Consider the following 6,552-nt stretch of genomic DNA (forward strand, 5'->3'; position numbering starts at 1 on the left):
GGTGAAGCTCGTCGGCGGCGCGCCACACGCTGCCGTGACGGGCAAAACTGTCGAGGGCGCGCAGCGCCTGCGTGGACGGTATTCGCAAGAGACCTCAGGTGAACCGAATTTGCACGAGCCGGGAAAACATATCACTTTTTGAGGAGCCGCTTCACTGCTTTCTTTGAGGCATGGACAAACCGGTGACGACCTCGGCGCAGGAAACCGCGCTTGCCACGATCGACAGCATCCAGCCGCTGTTGTCGGCCTGGACACGCACCATCTTCGACTTCGGCGAGACCGCCTGGCGCGAGTACCAGTCGGCCGCCTGGTATGTGGAGCGGCTGAAGCGCGAAGGCTTTTCGGTCGAGGAAGGCTCGGGCGGCATGCCGACCGCCTTCTGCGCCCACTGGACGAATGGCGACGGGCCGGTGATCGGCATGTATGGCGAGTACGACGCCGTGCCCGGCAATTGCCAGGACGCCGCGACGGTGAAGCGGCCGCGGTCCGGTCTGGGCTTTGAGGCAGGCGGCCACACCGATCCGCATTCGGGTCTCGGCATCGGCAGCCTCGGCGGGTTGCTCGCCACCAAGGCGGCGATGCTGGAGCACGGCATCAAGGGCACGCTGCGCTTCACCGGCGAGCCGGCGGAGAAGGTGAGGGGCTCGAAGCCGATCCACGCGGCAAAGGGCTATTATGACGGCCTCGCCGGCATGATCTCCTTCCATCCCTTCTATATGCTGCCGCTCTGCAATACGGCGCGCTGGGACACGCATTGCGGCGCCGCCTATTCGATGATCTACCGCTTCGTCTGCGACGAGCCAGAGAACTGGACCCGCGCGGCAAGCGACGCAGCACCCATCCCGCAGGCGCATTCGGCGGTCAGGGCGCCCGGCGCCAACGACGCGCTGATGATGATGTACATGGCCTCCAAGGCCCTGCGCGATTCCATGCTGACGCATCAGGGCGGCTGGTCGATCAGCGAGGCGATCCTGACGGCAGGCCAGGCGACCGCCGACAATCTCCCGGCCGGCCTGGCCGAGATCCAGTATATGATCCGCGTGCCGACCATTGGCATGGCCGAGCAGGTCACTGCCGTGCTCGACCGCAACGCCGAAGCCGCTGCGAGGATGAGCGGCTGCCGCTACGAGCGCCACTGGGTATCGAAGTCGCGGCCCGGTCTCGCCAACCACGCCATGGCCGACATCACCTATCAGGCGCTTTCCGCCGTTGGTGCTCCACGCTGGAGCGAAGAGGCGAGGGCGATTGCCCGCGAGGTCCAGGTCAATGCCGGCGGCGAGGCGACCGAGAATCCCTTCATCGACGAACTGGAGCGGCTGATTTCGCCGCAAGAGGCCGAAGCGATCCTGCGCCGCGACCTGCCGCCCTCGCAGGTGAACTCCACCTCCGACGACTACACCGACATGAGCTGGCACGCGCCGACGTCGCGCTTCTACGTCGCCCGTCCGGCGCTGCGCGCGGCCAAGGGCCATACCTATCCGGCGTGGGTGATGAATGCGCTGGGCGGCATTTCCGCCACCATCGATCCGATGGTCACCTGCGCCGCCAAGACGATCGCGTTGACCGCGCTGCGCCTGCTGGAAGACAAGGCTGCGCGCGACGCCGCCATGGATGAGTTCGTCAGGAGAACCGGCGGCGGCGTCGGCGGCTCGAACTGGATCGCGCCGCTTTGCGACTACGAACCGCCGATCAATTTCCGCTGGCCGGAATATGTCACCACGCCGCGCGGGCGCGACTGGTGGATCCCGGCCGCTTCCACCGCATGATCATCAACAGAACATTCCAGAGGAGAACTCCATGACCGTCCATGACCGCATCGTCGCCGAGCCGTTCTCGCTGCAGCGCCGCAACCCCAATGGCGGCACCAAGCCGCTCACCGCCTGGGGCTTCGCCAACGAAACCGATGTCCTGACCGACGTGCTACTCGGTTCGCCCAATTTCCTGCGGCACCTGTCGACCAGCTCCCTGTCGAGGAAACATCTGCGCGAGGCGCCCTGCAACGTCCAGATCGCCCAGGCGCAGCACAAGGACCTCGTCGCGGCCTATGAGCATTTCGGCGTCAACATCCACTGGCACGAGCCGACGCCGGAACTGCCGATGCAGGTCTATTCGCGCGACTCCAGCGTCATGACGCCTTACGGCGCCTTCATCACCGCCATGGCCAACTGGTGGCGGCGCGGCGAGAACTACGCCGCCATCCGCACCTATGAGAAGCTCGGCATCCCGATCTACGACATGGTGACGGCCGGCACCTTCGAGGGCGGCGACTTCAACGTCATCGAGGAGGGCGTGGTGCTGATCGGCTGCGGCGGCGCGCGCACGCAGGAAGAAGGCGCCCGCCAGGTGCAGGACTGGTTCGAGAAGGAAGGCTGGGAGACGCGGCTTGCCTTCATCGACGAATATTACGTCCATATCGACCTGATGGTCGTGCCGATCGCCGAAAAGCTTACCGCCGTCTGCCTCGCCTGCACCGAGCCCGGCATCGTCGACTGGCTGAAGGGCAAGGGCCACGAGATCATCGACGTGCCCTTCCAGGACACGATGGCGCTCGGCTGCAACTTCATGTCGCTCGGCAAGGACAGGGTGATCGCGCCGACCTCCAGCAAGACGCTGATCGAGAAGCTGAAGGCGCAAGGCTTCGAGGTCGCGGCTGTCGACATGAGCGAGATCTCCAAGACCGGCGGCGGCATCCACTGCATGGCGCAGGCGCTGAAGCGCGTGCCGGCGTAACGGGCTTTCAAGTCCGAGACCACCGAAGGGGAACGCTTATCCCCCTGGCCGTCGGGCCAGGAGGATTTTCTATTTGCAGGTCCGGCCTGTCAGGAGACTTCGCCATATCCGTTCCGATCATCCTTGCCCTGCGCTAGGCTCCCGCCAGCCGAAACAGGATTGCCGCAAAGATGATCGTCCAGGCCTGCATCAACGGCGCCCGCCCCGCCGATTTCCATCCAGCATTGCCACTCGATCCTGAGGCGATGGCGCGCGACGCAGCCGCCTCGATCGCTGCGGGCGCGGCCGAACTGCATGTCCATGCGCGCGGCGTCGATGGCCAAGAAAGCTTGGCGCCGGAAGCGATGGACAGGACGGTCGCGGCACTGCGCCGCGCCTGCCCGGGCACGCTGATCGGCGTCTCCACCGGCGCCTGGATCGAGAAGGACGATCTGCGCACGCTGGTCGCCATCTCCGGATGGCGCGAGCTGCCCGACTACGCCTCCGTCAATCTCAGCGAGACTGCGGCGCCGATCGTCATGGAAAGCCTGCGCCAGCGCGGCATCGGCATCGAGGCGGGGCTGGCATCCGTCGCCGATGCCGAGCGCCTGGTCGGCCTCGACCATGGCGGCCGGGTGCTGCGTGTGCTGATCGAGATTTCCGAGCAGACCATTGATCAGGCCTTCGCCGTCGCCGACGGCATCGAGACGGTGCTGGAGCGCGCCAGCATCCGCCGCTCGATATTGCTGCATGGCGAGAACGCGACCGTGTGGCCGTTTGTCGAGCGAGCGGCGGCAAGGAAGTTGTCGACGCGGGTCGGGCTGGAGGACGGCAAGGAATTGCCGGACGGCAGCGTGGCCGATGGGAATGCAGCGCTGGTTGCGGCGGCGGTCGGGATCTATCACTCTTAGTAAAAATGGTGAGGCCGGCGGGACAGCGCCCCCCTCTGGCCTGCCGGCCATCTCCCCCACAAGGGGGGAGATCGATGTCGCGCCGGCTTTCGCCAATCATCAGCGTCTAAGCCAATTGTCAGCGTCCAGTCTAAGGAAGAGCGCAGCCGCGAAGCTGCTAATCTCCCCCCCTGTGGGGGAGATGTCCGGCAGGACAGAGGGGGGCGCCGTAGAACGCAGCGCTTCCCTGCATCCCGCGAAACCTCATTGCGTATCCGCGTGGGCCCTCAACTCCGCCCGTTTCTCATCCGACACCACGGCAAGGTCCAGCACCTTCTGCAGGCCCGCTGCGTGGCGGAAAGTCGGTTCGGTCTGCACGCCGCTCTTCACCGCCTCGACGAAGCGCTGGTAGTTGGTCGGTACCGTGCCGGCGTCGAGCTCCTCCCATTTGGCATTCTCGACATTTGCGCCAGCGCAAGCCTTGAGGAGCGAGCCGTCGAGATTGTGCACCACCTCGATGCCGCCCTTGTCGCCATAAATGCGCAGCCTGAGTTCGTTGATATGGCCGGTGGCCCAGCGGCTGGCATGCACCACGCCGAAGGCGCCGTTGGCGAAATCGAGCGTCATGGCGAAGCTGTCATTGGCGTCGAGCTGGTATTCGCCGATGCGGTTGCCCGGCGCCTTGTCGAAGGCGCGCAGCCGGCAGAACACATGGTCGATGTCGAGCGCCGCGCCATAGCTGGCAAAATCGAGGATATGGATGCCAACGTCGCCGAGCACGCCGTTGGAACCGTGGCCGCGCGACAGCCGCCACAGCCATTTCGGATCGGTGCGCCAGTCGCCCCAGAATTTCGATACCAGCCAGCTCTGCAGGTAGGATGCCTCGACATGGCGCACCGTGCCGATCTCGCCGGCCTGCACCATCTGGCGCGCCTTCTGCAGCGCGGCGACGTTGCGATAGGTGAGGTTGACCATGTTGACGATGCCGGCGGCTTCCGCCGCATCGGCCATTTCGTTCGCCTTGCCGAAATTCTCGGCCAGCGGCTTCTCGCACAGCACCGGCTTGCCGGCGTTAATCAGCGCCATGGTGGTCGGATGATGGATGCGGTCCGGCGTGACATTGGCGACCGCGTCGAAATCGCCCCAGTCGAGCGCCGCCTCCAGCGAGGTGAAGCGTTTCGGGATTTTGTAGGTGTCGGCGTATTCGCCGACGCGAGCCGCATCGACGTCGACCGCGCCGACGATGTCGACGCCCTCGATGGCGCCGAAGCGGCGGGCATGTTCCTGCGCCATCCAGCCGGTGCCGAGTATCAAAAGCCGCATTTTCTGCTCCTTTGAGCGATTTTGGTTCGATTCAATAATGTGAGGCGAATGTGACCCAGGCACTGTTTCCGCGCAATCCCAACGGAAGCCGAGAGGGCCTTTTTTAGCGGAAGCCGGCCTCGCCGTGCGCATGCAGCTTGGGCCCGCGCTCCTCGATCGGCTCCAGCGCCTTCTCGACCGGCACGTTCGGCGCATTGAGGATGGCGGGATTCGACCCTTGTGGGTTCACCGCCCACTTCACTGCGTTGCGCAGCACCTTCTGTACGGTAGCGTCGTGATAGGTCGGATAGGTTTCATGTCCAGGGCGGAAGTAGAAGACATTGCCGGCGCCGCGCCGGTAGGTCAGCCCGGAGCGGAACACCTCACCGCCCTGGAACCAGGATATGAAGACGGTCTCCAGCGGCTCCGGCACGGCGAACTGCTCGCCATACATCTCCTCGTTCTCCAGTTCGAAATAGTCGCCGACGCCTTCGGCGATCGGATGGCTGGGGCTCGTCACCCACAGCCGCTCGCGCTCGCCGGCCTCGCGCCATTTCAGCGTGCAGGGCGTGCCCATCAGCCGCTTGAAGATCTTCGAGAAGTGCCCGGAATGGAGCACGATCAGCCCCATTCCTTCCCAGACGCGCTTTGCGACACGCTCGACCACCTCGTCGGCCACCGCGCCATGGTCCTTGTGGCCCCACCAGACCAGCACGTCGGTTTCCGCAAGACGGGCTTCCGGCAGGCCGTGCTCCGGCTGCTCCAGCGTTGCGGTCGAAGCGGAGATTGCCTTATCGGCGTTCAGGGCCTTGGCGATGGTCGCGTGCATGCCTTCCGGATAGATGCCGGCGACCACCTCATTGGTCCGCTCATGGATGTTCTCGCCCCAGACGACAGCGCGAATAGTCATAGATTGCCTCGTGATGATTGGGGTGGAGCCGCCCGACGGCCATTCATAAAGCGTTCGGGGTATATTGGAAGGCCTTTCACCTCATCCTGTCCGCCAGCCATTTCGCCGCGACATCGGCTCCATTCGCGCGAACCTTGCCGGCAAGGGCACGGGCACGCGCCGGAACCTTCGGCGCCAATGCCATCTCCAGCGCCGCTGACAGCGAGGCCGCCGTAGGCACCGCGCCGTCATGCGCGGCCCCGATGCCCAACTCCGCCACCCGCCGCGCCCAATAGGGCTGGTCGCCGATCTGCGGCACGATCACCTGCGGCGCTCCCGCCCGCGCGGCGGCGATGGTCGTGCCGGCGCCGCCATGGTGGATGACGGCGGCGACGCGGCCGAACAGCGCCTGCTGATTGATCTCGCCGACGGCGAAGCAATCGTCGCCATCGTCGATGAGGGCCAACTCGGCCCAGCCCTGCGCGAGCACCGTGCGGAGGCCCTTGGCGCGGATCGCCGCGATGGCGGCGCTGCCGGCTTCTTTGGCCACCGCTATCGAGCCGAAGCCGACATGGACCGGCGGCGGGCCTGCATTCAGGAAAGCCTCCAGCCCGTCGGGGAGGGGCCGTTCATCCGGCAGGATGAAGGCGCCGGTCTGCACGGCATCGATCAGGTCCGAGGGCAGCCACGGGCCCAGTGTCGGATCGCAGGCGAGCAGGACGGGATTGCCATAGACATAGTCCCGGACATTTTGCACCGGGG

6 protein-coding genes are annotated in these 6,552 nt (G+C 65.5%); 3 read left to right on the forward strand and 3 right to left on the reverse strand.

Annotation, left to right across the window (positions count from 1 at the left end; translation table 11 throughout):
* The first annotated feature begins 170 nt into the window (after positions 1-170).
* The 3 genes from EOD07_RS17410 to EOD07_RS17420 all read left to right on the forward strand — a co-directional run bounded on the left by EOD07_RS17410 (position 171) and on the right by EOD07_RS17420 (position 3,620).
* On the forward strand, positions 171-1,766 hold the full coding sequence (locus EOD07_RS17410) for an amidohydrolase (RefSeq protein ID WP_164772309.1): 1,596 nt from the start codon (positions 171-173) through the stop codon (positions 1,764-1,766).
* Between the two features lie 31 nt (positions 1,767-1,797).
* The gene (locus tag EOD07_RS17415) at positions 1,798-2,730 is read left to right on the forward strand and encodes a dimethylarginine dimethylaminohydrolase family protein (RefSeq protein ID WP_040988460.1); all 933 of its coding nucleotides are present in this window, start codon (positions 1,798-1,800) and stop codon (positions 2,728-2,730) included.
* A gap of 170 nt (positions 2,731-2,900) precedes the next feature.
* Positions 2,901-3,620, forward strand: a complete 720-nt coding sequence (locus tag EOD07_RS17420; protein ID WP_127236349.1) for a 3-keto-5-aminohexanoate cleavage protein — start codon at positions 2,901-2,903, stop codon at positions 3,618-3,620.
* Positions 3,621-3,863: 243 nt separating this feature from the next.
* On the opposite strand, the gene EOD07_RS17430 is transcribed toward EOD07_RS17420, so the two are convergent.
* The 3 genes from EOD07_RS17430 to EOD07_RS17440 all read right to left on the reverse strand — a co-directional run.
* Positions 3,864-4,922, reverse strand: coding sequence for a Gfo/Idh/MocA family oxidoreductase (locus EOD07_RS17430; protein WP_127236350.1), 1,059 nt, complete (start codon positions 4,920-4,922; stop codon positions 3,864-3,866).
* A 103-nt stretch (positions 4,923-5,025) separates the two neighbouring features.
* Positions 5,026-5,811: a ThuA domain-containing protein gene (locus EOD07_RS17435; protein WP_040988357.1), complete on the reverse strand. Its 786-nt coding sequence runs from the start codon at positions 5,809-5,811 to the stop codon at positions 5,026-5,028.
* Positions 5,812-5,887: 76 nt separating this feature from the next.
* Positions 5,888-6,552: glycosyltransferase (locus EOD07_RS17440; protein ID WP_164772310.1), on the reverse strand; the 665-nt coding region annotated here is incomplete at its 5' end.

It is taken from the genome of Mesorhizobium sp. M2C.T.Ca.TU.002.02.1.1 (assembly GCF_003997225.1).